This is a genomic window from Paenibacillus sp. GCM10027629 (assembly GCF_042676425.1).
GTDB lineage: Bacteria > Bacillota > Bacilli > Paenibacillales > Paenibacillaceae > Paenibacillus_K > Paenibacillus_K terrigena.
On sequence record NZ_JBHTGZ010000022.1, the window covers coordinates 24,757 to 42,820 of the forward strand.

General features: G+C 48.0%; 21 protein-coding genes. 6 read left to right on the forward strand and 15 right to left on the reverse strand.

Translation table 11 applies throughout. From position 1 onward, the window contains the following. Positions 1-53: 53 nt before the first annotated feature. From ACFQZR_RS28160 to ACFQZR_RS28170, 3 genes are all read right to left on the reverse strand, one after another. Positions 54-548, reverse strand: coding sequence for an effector binding domain-containing protein (locus tag ACFQZR_RS28160; RefSeq protein WP_379351615.1), 495 nt, complete (start codon positions 546-548; stop codon positions 54-56). A 10-nt stretch (positions 549-558) separates the two neighbouring features. Beyond that, positions 559-972, reverse strand: coding sequence for a VOC family protein (locus ACFQZR_RS28165; RefSeq protein WP_379351616.1), 414 nt, complete (start codon positions 970-972; stop codon positions 559-561). 255 nt (positions 973-1,227) lie between these two features. Further along, positions 1,228-1,623, reverse strand: coding sequence for a winged helix-turn-helix transcriptional regulator (locus ACFQZR_RS28170; protein WP_379351617.1), 396 nt, complete (start codon positions 1,621-1,623; stop codon positions 1,228-1,230). A gap of 143 nt (positions 1,624-1,766) precedes the next feature. Between ACFQZR_RS28170 and ACFQZR_RS28175 the strand changes: the two genes are divergently transcribed. From ACFQZR_RS28175 to ACFQZR_RS28195, 5 genes are all read left to right on the forward strand, one after another. Then, positions 1,767-2,969 (forward strand): MFS transporter, encoded by a 1,203-nt coding sequence (locus tag ACFQZR_RS28175; protein WP_379351618.1) that lies wholly within the window; start codon positions 1,767-1,769, stop codon positions 2,967-2,969. Positions 2,970-2,983: 14 nt separating this feature from the next. Then, entirely contained in the window at positions 2,984-3,826 is an 843-nt protein-coding gene (locus ACFQZR_RS28180) for an aldo/keto reductase (protein WP_379351619.1), read from the forward strand. Between the two features lie 247 nt (positions 3,827-4,073). Continuing rightward, the gene (locus ACFQZR_RS28185) at positions 4,074-4,661 is read left to right on the forward strand and encodes a TetR/AcrR family transcriptional regulator (protein WP_379351620.1); all 588 of its coding nucleotides are present in this window, start codon (positions 4,074-4,076) and stop codon (positions 4,659-4,661) included. 66 nt (positions 4,662-4,727) lie between these two features. Then, entirely contained in the window at positions 4,728-5,738 is a 1,011-nt protein-coding gene (locus tag ACFQZR_RS28190) for a DMT family transporter (RefSeq protein WP_379351621.1), read from the forward strand. An 83-nt stretch (positions 5,739-5,821) separates the two neighbouring features. Continuing rightward, positions 5,822-6,379 (forward strand): SMI1/KNR4 family protein, encoded by a 558-nt coding sequence (locus ACFQZR_RS28195; protein ID WP_379351756.1) that lies wholly within the window; start codon positions 5,822-5,824, stop codon positions 6,377-6,379. 133 nt (positions 6,380-6,512) lie between these two features. Here ACFQZR_RS28195 and ACFQZR_RS28200 read toward each other — a convergent pair whose 3' ends face one another. From ACFQZR_RS28200 to ACFQZR_RS28255, 12 genes are all read right to left on the reverse strand, one after another. Further along, positions 6,513-6,794 carry an alpha/beta-type small acid-soluble spore protein gene (locus tag ACFQZR_RS28200; protein ID WP_018754323.1) on the reverse strand — a complete coding sequence of 94 codons (282 nt, stop codon included), beginning with the start codon at positions 6,792-6,794 and terminating at the stop codon, positions 6,513-6,515. 219 nt (positions 6,795-7,013) lie between these two features. Next, entirely contained in the window at positions 7,014-7,169 is a 156-nt protein-coding gene (locus ACFQZR_RS28205) for a hypothetical protein (protein ID WP_379351622.1), read from the reverse strand. Between the two features lie 36 nt (positions 7,170-7,205). Beyond that, entirely contained in the window at positions 7,206-8,108 is a 903-nt protein-coding gene (locus tag ACFQZR_RS28210) for an aminoglycoside phosphotransferase family protein (protein WP_379351623.1), read from the reverse strand. Positions 8,109-8,204: 96 nt separating this feature from the next. Continuing rightward, a complete protein-coding gene (locus ACFQZR_RS28215; protein WP_379351624.1) occupies positions 8,205-9,854 on the reverse strand; it encodes a glycoside hydrolase family 13 protein in 1,650 nt (549 codons plus the stop codon). A gap of 95 nt (positions 9,855-9,949) precedes the next feature. Next, positions 9,950-10,951, reverse strand: coding sequence for a LacI family DNA-binding transcriptional regulator (locus tag ACFQZR_RS28220; protein WP_379351625.1), 1,002 nt, complete (start codon positions 10,949-10,951; stop codon positions 9,950-9,952). Between the two features lie 283 nt (positions 10,952-11,234). Further along, positions 11,235-12,332 (reverse strand): DUF4179 domain-containing protein, encoded by a 1,098-nt coding sequence (locus ACFQZR_RS28225; protein WP_379351626.1) that lies wholly within the window; start codon positions 12,330-12,332, stop codon positions 11,235-11,237. Then, positions 12,329-12,898, reverse strand: a complete 570-nt coding sequence (locus ACFQZR_RS28230) for a sigma-70 family RNA polymerase sigma factor (RefSeq protein ID WP_379351627.1) — start codon at positions 12,896-12,898, stop codon at positions 12,329-12,331. The genes ACFQZR_RS28225 and ACFQZR_RS28230 overlap by 4 nt, the downstream gene beginning before the upstream one ends. A gap of 104 nt (positions 12,899-13,002) precedes the next feature. Beyond that, entirely contained in the window at positions 13,003-13,470 is a 468-nt protein-coding gene (locus ACFQZR_RS28235; RefSeq protein ID WP_379351628.1) for a DMT family transporter, read from the reverse strand. Continuing rightward, entirely contained in the window at positions 13,467-14,183 is a 717-nt protein-coding gene (locus tag ACFQZR_RS28240) for a Crp/Fnr family transcriptional regulator (protein ID WP_379351629.1), read from the reverse strand. The genes ACFQZR_RS28235 and ACFQZR_RS28240 overlap by 4 nt, the downstream gene beginning before the upstream one ends. A 36-nt stretch (positions 14,184-14,219) precedes the next feature. Then, positions 14,220-14,645, reverse strand: a complete 426-nt coding sequence (locus ACFQZR_RS28245) for a DMT family transporter (protein ID WP_379351630.1) — start codon at positions 14,643-14,645, stop codon at positions 14,220-14,222. Positions 14,646-14,941: 296 nt separating this feature from the next. Further along, positions 14,942-16,105, reverse strand: a complete 1,164-nt coding sequence (locus ACFQZR_RS28250; RefSeq protein WP_379351631.1) for an SMP-30/gluconolactonase/LRE family protein — start codon at positions 16,103-16,105, stop codon at positions 14,942-14,944. After that, a complete protein-coding gene (locus ACFQZR_RS28255) occupies positions 16,102-16,956 on the reverse strand; it encodes an SDR family NAD(P)-dependent oxidoreductase (protein ID WP_379351632.1) in 855 nt (284 codons plus the stop codon). Before ACFQZR_RS28255 ends, ACFQZR_RS28250 begins: the two co-directional genes overlap by 4 nt. Positions 16,957-17,249: 293 nt before the next feature. Here ACFQZR_RS28255 and ACFQZR_RS28260 point away from each other — a divergent pair, with 293 nt between their 5' ends. Next, positions 17,250-17,909 (forward strand): TetR/AcrR family transcriptional regulator, encoded by a 660-nt coding sequence (locus ACFQZR_RS28260; protein WP_379351633.1) that lies wholly within the window; start codon positions 17,250-17,252, stop codon positions 17,907-17,909. The last annotated feature ends 155 nt before the right edge of the window (positions 17,910-18,064 follow it).

Consider the following 18,064-nt stretch of genomic DNA (forward strand, 5'->3'; position numbering starts at 1 on the left):
TGTTTACCAACATGAAAAGGCCATCCTGTAAAGGAGGGCCTTATCGTTCGTTATCACTCAGACACTATCGGCAAAGAATAGCGCGCGAAACCTTCAGCGTTGTAACGGTACCGCTCGCAGATAGTGTAAGGGTACCCTTGATGATCCACTTTCATTCCCTTCTCGGCGATATAAGCATCGATCACACGTCCGGCTTCATCGAAGTCCCCTTCTTTGCTAGCAGCTACGACACAGCGCTGCGCTGGAATCGTCATGCGTGCAAACCACTCCGGTATGCCATCGAAAGTAGTCACTTCCACGCAAAGAATGTATGCATGCGTATCGGGTGTATTTTGACCGGTAACCTGCGGCCACATGCCATACTGAACAGTAGCATCGATGATCTGAGGCATATGAGCGGAGAGCCCCAGCAAGCTATCTTTGGCATGATGATATTTGCTACCCATGTCATTAAGACCAATACACGGAATACCGATCAACTTCATTTCACTGTGATCCACAATCTGAGCCACCATCTCAGGCAAAACAGGAACTACGGTCTCGTTCATTCATATCCCCCTATTCAGCACAAATCATTAATTTGTTACCATCTGGATCTTTCACGACGAACCAATGATCATGCTCGATTTCGGTTACGAGCTCCGCACCTATTTTCTTCATAAATTCGAATGAACCCTTCAGATCTTCCGTCAATAGCATAAAGGCAGGTGTATCAATCGAAGGGGCGCCGCCAGGCTGATCGCCTCCCCACATCGGCATCGTATCTAGAATAATTCCGGTTCCAACCATGGGCAAAGGGCATAAGTGGCCATTCATAATGCTGCAGTCTGCTTCCTTCAACCCCAGAACCTGACAATACCAACTGCGCGATTTCTCAATATCTCGAACGGGGACAAAAATACTACCTACCTTGTTCTTGATCGGACTGGCTTGCGTGTCGTTTTCTTCTTTGGTTTGTTTCTGCTGGTTCATTGATCTACCTCCATGTATCATTTTCAATTTCGTAAAACCACAGTCTCATTCACCCAAATTCTACCTATACAATATTTTACAGAACATATTCGCGAGATAACGGTAAAATCCTTTTTGCTGGATAACAAAATCCCATTGTTGTACAAGTCTGATTTCTCGCAAACCATCCCGCACGGGCATCTAACCTTTTCTGCATAACAAAAAGACCTACTCCATTTTCTTGGAATAGGCCTTCCTAACTGTAATTTGTCACCTTTAGCTATCAATCTGTTCTTTATTATTGAGGATGTTATCCTCTAACACGGCGAATTTATCGCCATACTCCTTAATGATATGATTCTCTCCCCAAGCGCATAAGGAATCCAGAATATGCTTCAAGCTCCATCCGTATTCACTCAGTTCATACTCCACTTTTGGTGGCACTTGATTGTAGATGATTCGATTCAGAATGCCGTCGTCCTCTAACTCCCGCAATTGCTGGGTTAGCATCTTCTGCGTAATGGCAGGCATCAGTCGTTTGAGGTCGCTTGTCCGTTTCTTCCCATGCGTTAGATGGCATAGGATGACGCATTTCCACTTGCCGCCAATTACCTCTAATGTCGCCTCGACAGAAATATTATATTTCTTCTTCACTACAGCTTCTTCCGCCATTGCTTCATCCCCTTGCTATCTATTTACAGGTACTTTTAAGTACCTATAGCACAAAAAAGTACCTACTGTTCATTTTGAACTATACCACTCATAATAGCAGTTACCGGCCGGATATCACAATAAATAATGCAAGGGTGTGAACCATGACGATAGAGAATAGAAGAAGCACATTGGCGTTGCTCGCATTAGCCATCAGCGCCTTTTCAATCGGAACAACCGAATTTATCAGCGTGGGACTGCTGCCCTTAATCGCTGAAGATTTTCATATATCGGTTACCACTGCTGGATTAACCGTCACATTATATGCGTTAGGCGTCACCTTCGGAGCGCCTGTCCTGACTTCCCTGACCTCTAATGTATCACGGAAAACATTGCTGCTATGGATCATGGTCGTATTTATCGCTGGCAATATGCTCGCCGCGATGGCTAGTGGGATCACTGTTCTACTCATTGCACGCGTCATCTCCGCGCTATCACACGGTATTTTCATGTCCATCGGATCCACGATTGCAGCGGATCTCGTACCGGAGCATCGCCGGGCAAGCGCGATCTCGATCATGTTCTCTGGACTTACCATCGCCACGGTAACCGGGGTTCCTCTAGGTACATTTATCGGGCAGCAAATGGGATGGCGGGCGGCTTTTATCGCCATTGTCGCTGTCGGGGTTGTAGCTTTTATCGCCAATATGACGCTGGTGTCCTCGAATTTGCGTAAAGGCGCCAAAGTACGTCTTGGCGATCAAATCAAGCTCGTTACAAACTTTCGATTGCTGCTTGTCTTTGCGATTACAGCTTTAGGATATGGGGGTACGTTTGTCGTCTTTACTTATTTATCCCCGCTGCTCCACGATATAACCGGATTTCATGAGAAGACGATCGCCATCATTCTTCTGGTCTATGGCGTTGCTATTGCGATTGGCAATATGATCGGAGGCAAAGCGGCTAACCGCAAGCCTTTGAAGGCATTATTCTATATGTTTGCCATTCAAGCCGTTATTCTGTTCCTATTAACGTTCACGGCCCCCTTCAAAATCGCTGGACTGATCACCATCTTTTTCATGGGGATGTTCGCTTTTATGAATGTACCTGGGTTGCAGGTATATGTGGTCATGTTAGCTGAACGCTTAGCCCCAGAGGCCAAAGATGTCGCTTCCGCCGTCAATATCGCCGCATTCAACGCAGGTATTGCGATTGGGGCCTATCTGGGTGGTATCGTTACCGATTCAATCGGAATAATTCATACCACCTGGATCGGAGCCTTGATGGTATTAGGGGCCGTATTCTTGACAGCCTGGGCAAGAACTCTGGAGAACAAAGATCAAAGAACCGTCATAACAACATCTTAGGAGGATGACATCAGATGATGAAACACATGCAAGATACAATGACTTTACACAATGGCGTGAACATGCCCGGACTCGGACTCGGGGTATTCAAGGTTGAAGAAGGTGACACGTTGGTGCAAGCCGTCAAATCGGCTATTGCCCATGGCTACCGCAGCATCGACACCGCTGCCATTTACGGAAATGAACGCAGTGTCGGACAAGCCATTCGAGAAGCTCTGCAGGAGAACCAACTTGCACGGGAAGATCTATTCATTACATCCAAGGTATGGAACGCCGACTTAGGATATGAGTCCACATTGGCTGCCTATGAAGCCAGCTTAGAGAAATTAGGCCTCGACTATCTCGATCTCTACCTCATCCATTGGCCGGTGCAAGGGAAATATAACGAAGCATGGCGAGCGCTGGAGACCTTGTACCATGAAGGCCGCGTCAAAGCCATTGGCGTGAGCAACTTCCAAATTCATCACTTGGAGGATTTGATCTCGAAGGCTCAAATCAAACCGATGGTGAACCAAGTGGAGTTCCACCCTCGATTGACACAGAAGGAATTGCTTCGCTACACGAAGGAGCAGGGCATCCAGCTTGAAGCTTGGTCCCCATTAATGCAAGGCGAATTACTGGATAACCCGACATTGGTTGCGATAGCAACCAAGTACGGCAAATCCGTCGCGCAAATCATTCTACGTTGGGACTTGCAGCATGGCGTCATCACCATTCCGAAATCCGTTAAAGAGCAGCGCATTATTGAAAATGCTGAGCTGTTCGACTTTGAATTGAGCACGAACGATATGGCGCAAATTGATGGATTGAATCAGGATCTGCGCGTTGGCCCGGATCCGGATAATTTTGATTTTTAATACACGAAACGCCGTTCCACACATAGAGGAACGGCGTTTTTTTGCATAAAAAATGAGTCTTGAAAAATATCAAGACCCTATTCAACATCATACCAAATTAAAAATATCGCTAAGCCCTCGGATATGACTGGATTAGCGTTTTTTCTTACTCTAAGGTTAAGTAACCCTTGACAGGTGGATGGAATGGGAATATTATGATGTCAGTAACCACTGACAGACATTGTGTGTAGAGAAAGGAATCTGGCATATGGAGAACAACAATTTGGGAAGCAGCGACAGACTCTTGTTAGCTGCCATTAACCTGATCTCGGAGAGAGGCTACAATGGCGTAACCACGCAGGAGATTTCCACAGCTGCCGGGCTAAGTGAGAAGACGCTGTTCCGACATTTCGGAAGCAAGCAGAAGCTCCTCGAATCCGCCTTCGACCGATATCACTATGCCGAAGAGATGCGCAAGCTTTTCAAGGAGAAGCTGGTGTGGGAGCTAGAAGAGGACCTGCTTACGGTCTCCAGGACGTACCATGAGATCATGAACCGCAACCGGAAGTTGATCCAGATCAGTACCAGAGATGAGGTTCAATTACCCGGATTCAAGGAACGGACACAGCAGCATCCGCTGCAATTACTGGAGATTCTGACGAATTACTTCATCGCGATGGGTGAGAAGGGCAAGATGATTCGCACGGATCCGAAGATGCAGGCCTTTACCTTCATGATGTCGCAGTTCGGAGCGTTCGTTAACAATCTAGAAGCAGGGAAGAACTACCCTGATATCGCGCTTGAACCTTTCATGCATGAGAGTGTGAAGATATTCGCTAGGGCTTTAACCCCCTAGCTTTTTTTACAAATAAAATGTCAGTAAGTACTGACGGACAAACAACCAAATTGGAGGATCATTGAGATGACGATAGAAAAAAATATGAAGTATCATCCAGCTGCTTCTATCCGCTCGAAAGGGGTACGGCTGGCTTATCTGTTGGCTGTGATTAACGCTGTTGTAATTGGCGCATCCTACTTGTTTGTCAAAATGACGTTAGACAATGCGAACCCGCTCGATACCCTGACGTTCCGTTTTGCCGCAGCGTTTGTGATGCTGTCCATCCCTGTAGCGTTCGGCTTCGTCAAGCTGAACTACCGTGGCAAGCCGCTCTATAAACTGCTGCTGCTGGCGACGATGTATCCACTCGGGTTCTTCATGTTACAAACATTTGGACTGCAGTACGCTACCTCCGCAGAGGGAGGCATAATAAGCTCGTTTACCCCCGTCGTCACCATGATCCTCGCTTCGGTTTTTTTGAAAGAAGCAACGTCTTTCTTGCAAAAACTGTCCACACTTCTATCCGTATCAGGCGTGCTATTTATCTTCATCATGAAGGGAAGCGGTATCGATTTCTCCAAAATGACAGGGATTCTTCTACTGCTGCTTGCATGCGTCGTTCTTGCTGGATACAGTGTGCTCGCTCGTTCCATTTCCCGACATTTTAGCGTGACAGAAATTAGTTATTTCATGATAGGAACCGGCTTGGTCGCGACTCTCGTTCATTCATTCACCACCCATGCGGCAAATGGAACGCTGAGCAGCCTATTCGCACCACTCGCAGACGTTTCTTTTCTCTTGTTGATCGCCTATCTTGGTGTGGTCCAGCTCGCCACCGCATTGATGGGAAGTTATATTCTGTCCCGCATCCAAGCATCGAAAATGAGCGTATTTACGAATCTCTCGACCATCGTGTCCATCGCCGCCGGTGCCTGGGTCCTCGGTGAAGAAGTCACTTGGTATCATCTTGTCGGTTCGGTGATGATTATCGTTGGTGTGATTGGAACGAATCTGATGGGGCGGAGAGCGACGGAACCTGCCCGGAAAATGATGAGTCCAGATGTAGATCCTGTACAAAGCGCTGCCCGAATGTAAATGGGGCCCGCCACACATGGACAGCTTACGGAGACGAACGGTATAGTGGGGCTATATAATGCTTGTGTTGGGAGGCTCTAATGATGAACTGGAATACGGTATTCGAAAAAGAATATATGAAAGAGGAAGGCTTATCCGAAAACGACCTGCAGCGCTTCCTGAGCACCTGGAATATGCCGATGACCGAGGAAGAGATCGCAGAAATCGTGGAGCGGCAGCGGAATCCTTTTCCCGTGACCGATCCACTCCATCGTCAATATACGCCCTTCGATCCCTCTCGGTGGACGATCCCGCAAATGAAACTACCCGATAGCTATCTCCAATTCCTCAGGTATTCCAACGGTGGAGAGTTCGGCAACGGGGACAGATACTTTCAATTTTTCGGCGCGGCTGAATTCAGAGAGATGAATCTAGCCTATGAGTTGCCGGAGTATATGCAGGGAGCGGTTTCTTTTGGCATGGACGGATGCGGCAATCATTATGTTTTTGATATGCGGAATGACATGAGAGATGGGGAATACCCTATTCTTGCGGCCCACTCCGGTAATTTGGGCTATGAGGACAGTAAGAAGGTCGCTGATTCTTTTGCAGAACTATGCATAGGGACGACATCAATAGACGATGAATTGAACGAATACTAGCCCAAGGCCATATTGGAATGAACCCGCAGTAATGGACTGCTGCATTGGCTCAAGGACAGGTCATATCAGTCAAATAGAAGAGGCTTTCCCGAAAATCGGGAAAGCCCGACTTTTACATTCATGCGCAAGATCGCTACTCCTTTTTCCGATCCACTAACTCCTGCTGCGCGAGTCGGATCATTTCTCGAACCATGGATCCGCCGATTCTACCGCCGACCTTGCCGGCAGATCCGGTGCTCAAATCCCCATTGTCCCCCGGCTCAAGCGGCACACCGAGTTCCTTGGCCACCTCGTATTTCACATCATCCGGCCGATCTGGATTCACGTTATACCCCTCGCGCCGCATCACTTCCGCCTTAAATTGCTGCATTCCGCGCTCAACGCCGGGCACGGCATATTTCCTTCTTCGAGACATTTGGAACCCCTCCTAGTCCTGTTTTCAGTAGCATACCCAGAAAAGACGATATCGACGCCTAATCATTGCTTCCGTTAATAACCAATAGGGAAAAGAAAAACTCTTATACCGGAGAGAGCAAAGCAGCCCTGCAACCGATTCAAGAGTTGTTGAAATCGTTCTTCTTATGACTTCCAAGATAATCATAAGTACCCTTAGGGAAAGCGTTCCATTCTCAAGCTAACGAAAATGCAGCGGAACCGGTATAGATTCCTGACTTGCGCACCAGCGTCCCGCCTTTCTACCGTGGATAGATAGAAGTCCGAGCAAGGCATGCGTATGATCGATATCTGGGTAATTCAATGCCATGACCGGGAAAGGTGCTCCGTTCCGCAAGATCTGCAGCGGAAAACACTCCTTCGGCAATCACCTTCAGGCGCGGTTCGCTTTCGCCGACGCGTATTCGTCCATGACGGTACGAATCACGTGATAGGCTTCTTCCGCGCGCGCTTTATCCGTATCTTTATTCCCGTCGTACGTAATTAGCGCTTTCCACAACGCCCATCCTCTAGCACGATCCCATGTCTCTTCGTCCATCTGCAAGGCCTGCTTGAAGGTCTCCCGGCTCCCTTCATCGAAGAAGGTCCATGCCATCGCGGCATCGCAAGCCGGATCGCCCACACCTAGGATGCCAAAATCGATGACCGCACAGAGCTTCCCTGACTGGACTAACAGATTTCCAGGAGCGACATCACCATGAACCCAGACCGGTTCCCGCGTCCACTCCGATGCCAACGCCAGATGCCATATCACCATCAATAGCTCAGCATCGAATACCTCTTGATTGCTCGAGATCGCCGTGCGTGACTCTTCGTCATAGACCGATAGCGTCCCGCCCCGATAGAAATTATGGGATCCAGCCAGAGGACCTTTCGAAGCGTCGATCGACTGCAGTTCACGAAGGAATGCCCCCAAGTCCCGAGCCAATTGACCCAGATCTTCATCTTCCAGAATGCTCTGAGACAATGCCTCGCCATCCAACCATTGATTCACGGACCAAAGCCAAGGATATTCATCGTTAGGACGTCCCATGGCAATCGGCTGTGAAATCGGCAGAGATAACTGCTTGCTTAAGATCGGAAGCCATCGTTGTTCTTTCTCCACTTGAGGTACATAACCAGCAGCGCTTGGCAATCTTACGCTCATCCGCTCCCCTAGATGAAATGTTCTATTGTCATTTCCGCTCACCTGAACGGGTCTAATCCCGAGTGTAGACCATTCGGGAAATTGTTCCTCGATCAAACGTGTGACCAGATTTACATCGATATCCTTCATTTCTTCGCCCTCCACTTCCCATATTTTGGGCTCACTTCCCTCCTATTATCCCACAAGCAAAAAGCCCACACAAATGGCATATGGGCTTCTTCTGCTTTATCCTTGTACTTTGACTGCAAAGGCTTCGTATGGTTTCATGGTCAAGTTCGCAACATCGATCTCGGTCCGATTGTAATTGCTCATAATGATCTCCGTCACTCGATCATCTGCTGCGAAAACATTCTCCTTCCCCGTCATGTTCGCAGCGACAAGCCATTTCTCTCCTTCATAGATACGGTAATAGGCGAATACTTCCTCAACCGTATGCTCTATCAATTCAAAATCGCCCCAGACGACAATCGGATTCTCTTGGCGCAGCTTGATTAACCGTTGATACGTATAAAAAATCGAATCCGGATTATCGAGATTCTGCTTCACGTTAATGCTCGTGTAGTTCGCATTGACATGCAGCCAAGGCTTGCCAGTCGTGAAGCCACCGTTGCTGCTGTCATCCCATTGCATCGGTGTGCGGGCATTATCGCGTCCCTTGGCATTGATCGAAATCATAATATCTTCGACGGCGTACCCTTTGCTCAAGCGGTCATGGTACATATTCACGGCCTCGATGTCTTCGACCTCATCAATGCTCGAGACCGGGCAGTTCGTCATGCCAATCTCTTCGCCTTGATAAATATAAGGAGTACCCTTCATCATGTGCAGGAGGATAGCGAACATTTTCGCGCTCTGATCATGGAATTCCTGATCATTTCCCCATCTAGATACGATGCGCGGCAGGTCATGATTGTTCCAGAACAAGCTGTTCCAGCCTTGGTTGCCAAGCGATGTCTGCCATTTCGCCAGCACGCTTTTTAATTCCGCGATATTTAGAGGTTTCAAATCCCATTTATCTTTGCCTTCTTGCTGATCGAGCATGACATGCTCGAATTGGAACACCATGGACAGCTCATTGCGTGCCGGGTCGGAATACAGCTTCGCAATTTCCGGCGTAGCTCCCCAGGTTTCACCTACCGTAAGGACATCGTGAGATCCAAATGTTTTGCGGTTCATTTCATGCAAATATTCATGCAACTTCGGTCCGTTGCCTGTAATTTCTTGATCCGGGATCTTGCCGACCAAATCAATGACATCCATCCGGAAACCGCCGACCCCTTTATCGAGCCAGAAATTCATCATATCGTAGACTTCTTGGCGAACCTTCGGGTTCTCCCAATTCAGGTCCGGCTGGCGTCTGCTGAATAAATGCAGGAAATACTGGCCGCTGGCTTCATCCCATTCCCATGCTGGACCGCTAAATATGGAACCAAGCCCGTTCGGAACGCCCCCGTTCACCGGATCGCGCCAAATATAGTAATCACGGTACTCATTATCTCGGCTCTTCTTCGCCTCAATGAACCATTTGTGCTCATCGGACGTATGGTTCACGACCAAATCCATAACGATCTTGATGCCGGCCTCGTTTGCTTTGTCCAGCAACTCTTCCATATCCGCCATGGTACCGAACTCATCCATGATGTCTTCGTAATCGCTAATATCATAACCATTATCATCATTCGGCGATTTGTAGACTGGCGACAACCAGACCGCCGTAATCCCTAGCTTCTTCAGGTAGTCGATCCGATTAATGATCCCTCTCAAATCACCGATCCCGTCCCCATCGCTGTCTTGAAAACTTCGCGGATAAATTTGATAGACAACGGCGGTCTGCCACCATTTCACTTCTTTTTCGTTCGTCATTGTCTCTTGCATTGAATTCATTCCTCCCCATTTGAAATTCGTGTGTAGTTTCTATCTTTCAACGTAAACGTTTACGTAAAGTGTAATAAAAACCTCTGACGAGGAATTTATAATGGCCTGACCGACTTGCGCACCACCAGTTCATGCGGAATGACTTTGGACTCAATTTTGATTTTATGTTGAACCGCGTCCATCAATTCCGAACAGCCTTCCCGCCCCATGTCGTATAAAGGCTGAGCGACTGTCGTAAGCGGTGGAATCGACATATGCGATACTTTGGAATTATCGTATCCGACGACGGACAGGTCCGTGGGAATGCCAATGCCATGTTCGAAGCACGTCGAGATGATCCCTAGTGCGGCCTCATCGCTTGCGCAGAACACCGCTGTCATCGGCGCTTGATCTTCGAGGAACGACTTCATCGCCGCTTGCCCGGATTCGAAGCTAAAGTCTCCTGCCTTGATCAGGTTCAAGTCGACCTTGATGTCGTGATCACGCAACGCTTGCGTATAACCATGAATTCGCGGCGCCCCGGAAATCGGATCATTCAGATTCGCCCCGGCCATGCCGATGACGCGATGATTGTTCGCAATGAGATATTCGACGGCAGTATAGGCTGCGGCGTAATCGTCCACTTTCAGATATGGCATATCTTCCCGATTCGTCATCGTCGAGAGCAGTATAAAGGGAATATCAAGCGATGTTAGCGCGTCTATCGCGGCATCATGCAGCTCAATCGATACAATGATCAGCCCATCAACCCTGCGTTCTCCCATAAGATTCAAGCTCTCATGAATCCGGGACCCGCTACTGCCGGCATGCGTTAAGATCACGCTGTATCCATGCTCATACGACATATCCTCGATGCCTCGAATGATATCGCCATAGAAGGACGTCGTGACATCCGGCATAATGATGCCGATCGTGTTGGTTGATTTCTGCACCAGGCTGCGGGCATTTTCGTTCTTGCGGTATCCTAATGCCTTGGCGACAGCGTTCACTTTCTTCTCGGTCTCCTCATTATAGCCGCCGAGGTTGTTGATTACTCGAGATACCGTTGCGGTCGAGACGCCGGCTACTCTCGCAATGTCCTTAATCGTTGCTGCCATTCAGCTACCCTCCACGTAAACGTTCTCTAAAAATCGAATTTTATTGATATATTCATGTTCTATCTGATAAGGTAAACGTTTACGTAACTTATATTAGTACCCTTGTTTTTTTCTGTCAATGTTTTCTCCCAGCATCCATTTGAAAGTCGCTGGGAATATCTACTCATAATTTCTCGGGAGATAAATCCTCTGTCTATAAGAAAATGGCCACCCTCAATAGGCTGGCCTTATTTCTACTCTTGGAGCACCCGAAGTGTGCGTTACTCCCTCTCGCTTCGCTTCATTATTTCTTTAAATCAATCACGATGTCTTCCAATGTATATTCTTCTTTCCCTTTACCCGATTTCTGAGGTATCGCGACTTCTTTCGTTCCATCCCTCGTGATTTCCACCGAACCATGGTTATCTGCCGTGTATTCATATAAGGAGAGATGAGGCGTAATCATCAGCTTCGTTGCTTTTGGGTCTAACTTCTCAAAGGTTTTACTCCAATGCATGCGATAACCTTCGTTATCCCCTGATCCTCCATTACCTTGACCCGCGTAAACATTCCCTAGATCATCTTTAATCTCAAGTGATACATCGACCCCGCCCCATTTACTTCTAACCTTCTCGCTGACCTCTTGGTCGTAATTCACGATGAAAGACATCGGTGTGAAGGATATTTTATCGATATTTACAGCTACACCATCATGTTCCACCTGACGGGAAATCAATTGTGTCTTGCTTTCTGTCGCTTTCAGTGCAAGAGCAAAATTCCAATTCCCTTTAATTTGTTCTTTGCTGTCTGGAATCCTTATCCCCTCTATGTTCCAAGTAAGCTCAACAGTATCACTTTCTTTCCGATGGAAGGCCGTTCCCGTCAATAGACCAACGTAGTTATTGGGGCTTACCTTCGTAATTTTATCGCTGCTACCCACCCCCTCCGAGTCTTTAATGTCTAAGAACCCATGGATGATCGGGTCAGCTCCCAAATCTCGATTACTGTCTATCGAATAGGTTAATGACACCGTCTCGCCATCGAAAATCGCATCATTGATGGTGAACTTAATACCGTTGCTTTCCTGCGACATGTTGATCTCGCTGGAATATTCCTTGTAGTCCTGATAAACCCCCATTCCAATATCCAAAAATCTAAAAATATTTCCGATCACAGGAATATTGCTCGCATACGCCGGGAACGCAGCTCCTAATGCAGCAGTGGATAGTCCAGCAACAATAACGGCGGCTGCAATGCCCTTTGTCCAGGTTCTTTTCTTCCGTTGGATGGATGCTTTCACAGCTTTTTTGACTCTAGCCCGTTCCAAATCGTTCACCTTCATCTCCTCCAACTCCTTGTCATCGATATCCACATCGTTCAATAGTTCATAGATATCCTTCATAGTCCATGACCCTCCATATTCAGATTCATCGCTTGGGAATGGAGTCTCTTCTTCCCTCGATAAACTCGATTATCGATCGAAGCTCTGGTCAACCCGAGCTTTCTTGAGATCTCCTCCGTCTTCAAGCCCAAAAAGTATTTCATGATGAAAATATTCCGATCTACAGTCTCCAGCTGATTAATTAAATGGATGAGTTCCGTCTGGTCTTCTCTTCGAATCAGTTCATCTTCGGCGGACCTCTCAGCCAACACGTCTACATCCGAATTGGAGAGAACATCGGACTTCCTCCGACTCTTGCGGTAGTAATCAATGGCCTTAAACTTCGCAATAGCATAAATCCACTTCTTGAAATCCTCTCCCTCCCCGCTGAATTTTTTCGCATTGTTCCATATCGTCAGGAAAATATCATTGATGCATTCCTCGATGATGCCATCGTTCGCAAGTGGCGAAAGGACTTTAACCACTGTCCCTTTGATTAGCGGCAAATAGTTATCAATGATATACTCTAGCGCATCTTCTTTTTTCCGCTGTAATCGCTGTATGTAGTTGTTCTCATTGGATCTCAAGCTCAGCCCCTCCCCCTTGTTGTAAAATGATTTATACTCTATACAACGAACTGAAAATTTTTTTCTCTCACCTGTACTTCTTCTTATAATAAAAAAGTCCATCCCTATAGGATAGACGATTCCATCTTTTGTCCTTTTTTCGGCTTTGCCTTGAATAAAATTAGGCCACTGATCAACACAATCGCCCCTATTGCTTTTTGAAACGTAAAAGGGACGGTCTCCAGCCCGAACCAGCCTAAGGAATCCCACCATAAAGCACAGATAAGCTGAGAAGCCATGACAATGGCGATCGCGTTGCTGGGTCCCAGCAGTTTCACTCCCCTTACTACGCATGTCACGACACCTATCCCTAGCAAGCCGCTGAACCAGAACCATGGCTGTATAGGCCCGAGCGTAAAGTATTCTGTTCCTTCGAACAACACGCCCATACACAACGATGCTAAGAATCCCATACCCAGCACCAGAGCTGTCGTCGTCTGAGAGCTGACGGCTTCGTTAACTTTGTTATTAAACATCGTTTGAATACTTATCAGAGAGCCTGCTGCTAACGCCAACACAATGCCCATGATCATATTCCATTCCTCCTTTCACCTTTTTCGTAAATATTCTGACCAGCTACAGCGGTTAGCCCCTTCCTATCTATCACCACGAGTTTGCCTCTTCTCCGCTCCAACAACCCTGCAGAACAGAAGCTTTGTAGAACCCGATTTAAATGCCGGTAACTCGTGCCGATCAGGTTCGCCGTATCCTTCATATTCGACATGCTTACTCTTGGATTTGCCTCCACCTCGTCGTCATATGAGACTGACAAGAGGTAACTAGCGAGCCTGACCTCTACCGGATATAGCAGATTGGAGCTCAGTGAGATCGATTTCATGTAAAATTTTTCGGCCACCATGTCAAGTAAAAACCGTAAAAACGATGCTTCTAATGCATTCTGTTCTACCCAGCGTTTAAAGACTCCGATCGTCTCAACCAGGGACACCGCCGTCACCGTGTTTAGATTCTCCTTACCTCTCAGACATTCGATTTCCCCAATGACCCCGAGCGGATTTGTAAAATTGATCAGCAATGTTCTTCCTTCCGTTGATGTTGTATACACTTTTACTTTTCCTTGTACCAGCAAAAATAAAAACTGGGGTTCTTCGCCTTGCAAACAAAGCGCTTCGTCCGGTTCAAAACGATATAAGGCCAGATGTTGTCGTAACGGTTCTGGGAAAACTTCCTCCAACCCAAATTGGATGAGATAATGGTCGATCTTTCCCTTATCCATGATCTCTTTCATACGTAACGATTCCTCCCATGCTAGGTATTACAATCTTTAGAATGTTAAACATAGGATGCCAATAACCATGAACCCTACGCCGATCCATTGAGAAGGCCGCAGATGCAGCGAGGTTGATCCGAACCAACCCATCTTCTCCATCACTAACGTTACAGTAATTTGGGCGATTAGGACAGCCGATACGGTCAATGCCGCGCCATTCTGGTGAAACGCCGTTATATTACTGAATAGGATGAAGGCTGCAAAAGCCCCGCCAAACCGATATACCAGCTTCACCTGCTTGAGATTTCGCCAAGACCTGTCGCCGACCAACCAGACGAGCAGCATTGCTGCTACAAATCCTGTACCCTGAGTCATCGTGGCAGCCTGCCAAGTCCCGATATGCTCTCCAATGACCGCATTCGCTACACCCTGCAATGTCAGGAAAGCACCTCCCAGACATGCATATATTAAGCCTTTCATCTCCTGATTCCCTCCCCATCTCCAACGCTTTCTCTTATTTAACAATGAGTCGAGGAATCGAGAAAGGACATATGTCCTCATTCATAAGATCGAGAACAAATAGACGAAGATAAGGACTTTCCCTATTACCAGGAAAGCCCCCAAACTCAAGCAGAACTTGAGCATCTCTATAATGGCAAGTTACTTCCAGGCTGAATTGTCGTCACGCGAATTCCCTGAGCGTTGATCTCCAACCACAATGCGGCGCTATTGCGTTCACGCCGAATTTGATGGCTCATGTGCCTCAATTCTTCATATTATTGGGTCAAAGGTACCCGATGAACACCATTACTGCCTCCCGGCGCGGTTCCAATATATAAATATCCGTTATGGTTGACTGCCGTAGTTACCCCATACAGCTTGCCTTCCGGATCGTGCCAGCTTCCAATGACTTTCCCATCCGGACTGATCTCCGCAACAAGCCCGTGCTTTACTGGCGCACTTGCCCCGTTAAGCAGCGCCTGCGGCACTTTGGCCATAAGACCAGCCAGCCACGGGTTGCCATGCATCTGATCTACAAAAGATAGGCGCGTCGTGAAGATCCCAACCCAGAAATGGCCTTGCTCGTCACGCGAAATGTTGTCAGGAAAACCTGCGAGATTGTCTGTGAAAATGTCGGATGTGCCTTTCTTCGGACCCTTCAGCCAATATCTGGTCAGTTGATAACGATAAGATTCCGCAATGAGCACATAATCTTCGTTACTGGACAGGGCGATTCCGTTCGCGAAATAGAGTCCTTCCAGCAGGACACTCGTCTGCTTGGTTGCCGGATCGTACTTCAGCAAGCGCCCATGCGGCTTGCCTTCGGCCATTTCTTTGAACAACACGCGGCCATAGGTCGAGGTGTCGGAGAAATAAATGGACCCGTCCTGTGCAATATCGAGCTCGTTAGCCAAGTAGATCGGTTTGCCGTCCACATGATCAGCCAGCACCTGTACGGTCCCAGACGGGTTGATGGACAATAGTCCCTTCTTGATATCTGTAACGATCAAATTACCGTTGGCGTCGAACTTGAGCCCGTTAGGTGTCCCATGGGTGTCTGCAAACACCTGGGCCTTCTGCGGTTTGCCCTCCGCATCGAAACCAACCTTGTAAATTATTCCGTTGGAATCCCCGGTATAGAGCACGCCTTCCTTGTCAAACGTAATGAACTCTGGGAATTGAGGAGCATCCGAGACCAGTTCGGCCGGACTGAGCTTGTCGTTCTCTTGCCACGGCCCCGGTTCCGTAAAAGAGGGGCCTGTCGGCGCGATCCATTTCACCGGATCGACAGGCGAGGGCACGACCACGAAAATGATGATTCCAAGAAGGATTATAGCGAGCAGAGATAATCCCACGTTCCGTATTCGTTTCAATCGCGAACGTTTGGGACGGTTTGCTTGTGCAGCAGCATTTGCTGAAACTTTTGGCGAATGAGTCATGAGTGCACCTCCTGGATTATCCATCCTGCAAGATCGGACGGACCGGGCGGCTTCTTATGGTTCGCGGAGCCGTCGTGCGGGCGAAGCATGCCGCCAACGAGCCGAAGTCCCTGCTTCCTCGTCATGAATCGTCCGATCTGCGTACCTATATAATTCTGTGTACCCGGAACAACATACAGCTTCCCATCCTTTAACGCGCGAAGGGCAACTTCTACGACTCTCTCCGGCGTGTCTTTCTTACCGACGGCCGCTTCTTCCGTGCCTACGACGCTGAAGAATGCGGTGTCCGTCGCTCCCGGACAAAGTGTGAAAAATTGGACGCCGCTGTTGCGGTTTTCCCACCACAAAGCTTGGGTAAACGACAACACGAAAGCTTTCGTCGCTCCGTATACGGCCATATAGGGAAGGGGTTGAAATCCGGCGGTCGAAGCGACATTGATAACGGCGCCGGAGTTTCTGCGCAGCATTTCCGGCAGGAACAAGTGCGTCATATCTACAACAGCGGCAACATTGAGCATGACTTCCTCATGCTGGCGCACGCCTGACACTTGTTCAAATAAACCGTGCGTGGCAAAGCCTGCGTTGTTGACCAGCAGTTCGATCTCCAAATCCAGAAGCTGACATTGACGATACAAACCGCCTGGTGCACCCTCTTTGCCAAGATCGGCAGGAATCACCTCGACCTTGACGCCATGCTTCTTTCTAAGCTCCGATGCCAGGCTCTCCAGCTTGTTCTTCGATCGGGCTACGAGTACGAGGTGGCCGCCCTCTTTGGCTAATTGATGGGCGAACTGCTCTCCGATGCCGGAAGAAGCTCCCGTGACAAGCGCCCATTTTCCTTGAATGTTCATATTACAACTCTCCCATCGAATCCATTGTTTTCATCAGGAAACACTGTTACCGAAGCGTTAAAAATAAATCCTGACTCCCATAAGAGTCAAGAGTTGTTGCGCATTCCGGTAACACTGTTTCTAATTGGATTCATTGTAATCTCGCTTTTTTAAAATGTCAACATCATTTTTTAAATCGCTGGTTCGGAGCATTCCGCGTCGCATTGACAACGGTCCGACAACAATTTAAAATTCCTGTTATGAATCGGAAACCTCGTTTCTTATCGAAAACGCATGAATAGAGGGTGATAGCGATGACCGACCAAAATAGTCCCTCCGCTGCAAATACACGGAAGTTGAAAACGTATCAGGAGGCTCGTCTCCAAAATACTGAAAATCTCCGTAAGCTCGTCGTCGATGCTGCGGCAACGATTTTGCACGATGAGGGTCCTGAAGCCGTGACAGTCCGTAAAGTTGCGCAGAAGGTGGATTGCTCGACCAAAATCATATATAGTCTGTTTGTCAATAAAGAGGGGCTGGCTCAGCAGCTGTATCTCGACGGTTGCAAGCTTCTCGCCAACGAACTCGAGGGAACGCCGCACACGGACGATCCTGCACAGCAGCTGCTCCATTTAGGCGAGGCATTCTGGCAATTCGGACAGCGTTACTCCAGCTATTACAAGCTGATGTTCGGAGGAGCCTTCGCGGATTTTAAGCCGGACGAGGAGAGCATGAACGGTACCGTGACAGCCATGCGGCAATTGTTGACGGTAATCGGCAATGCGCAAGAGCAAGGACTGATTACCGGTCCGCATGACACGGAAACCGTCGTCCGTATCTTCTGGGCGTCGCTTCACGGCGTTATCCATCTCTACATGGGTGGCCATTTGGGTGATGTACAAGCCGCTCATGCCGTTTACAAGCAAACGTTGTCTTTGATTGTTGGATCGTTGTTTTCAAGTCGCGGCTTCTAGAGAGTAGAAGCAATCTTCATTCAAGAAAAATTTACACAGAAAAAACTTCGACATATATGTTCGAAGTCCTTACGGCGGGTCGCCAAAACTTGCCGATACTTGCGGTACGGTTCTCCGCGCTGTCTGTAACGGCAAGATTATCCTATCGATTTGAT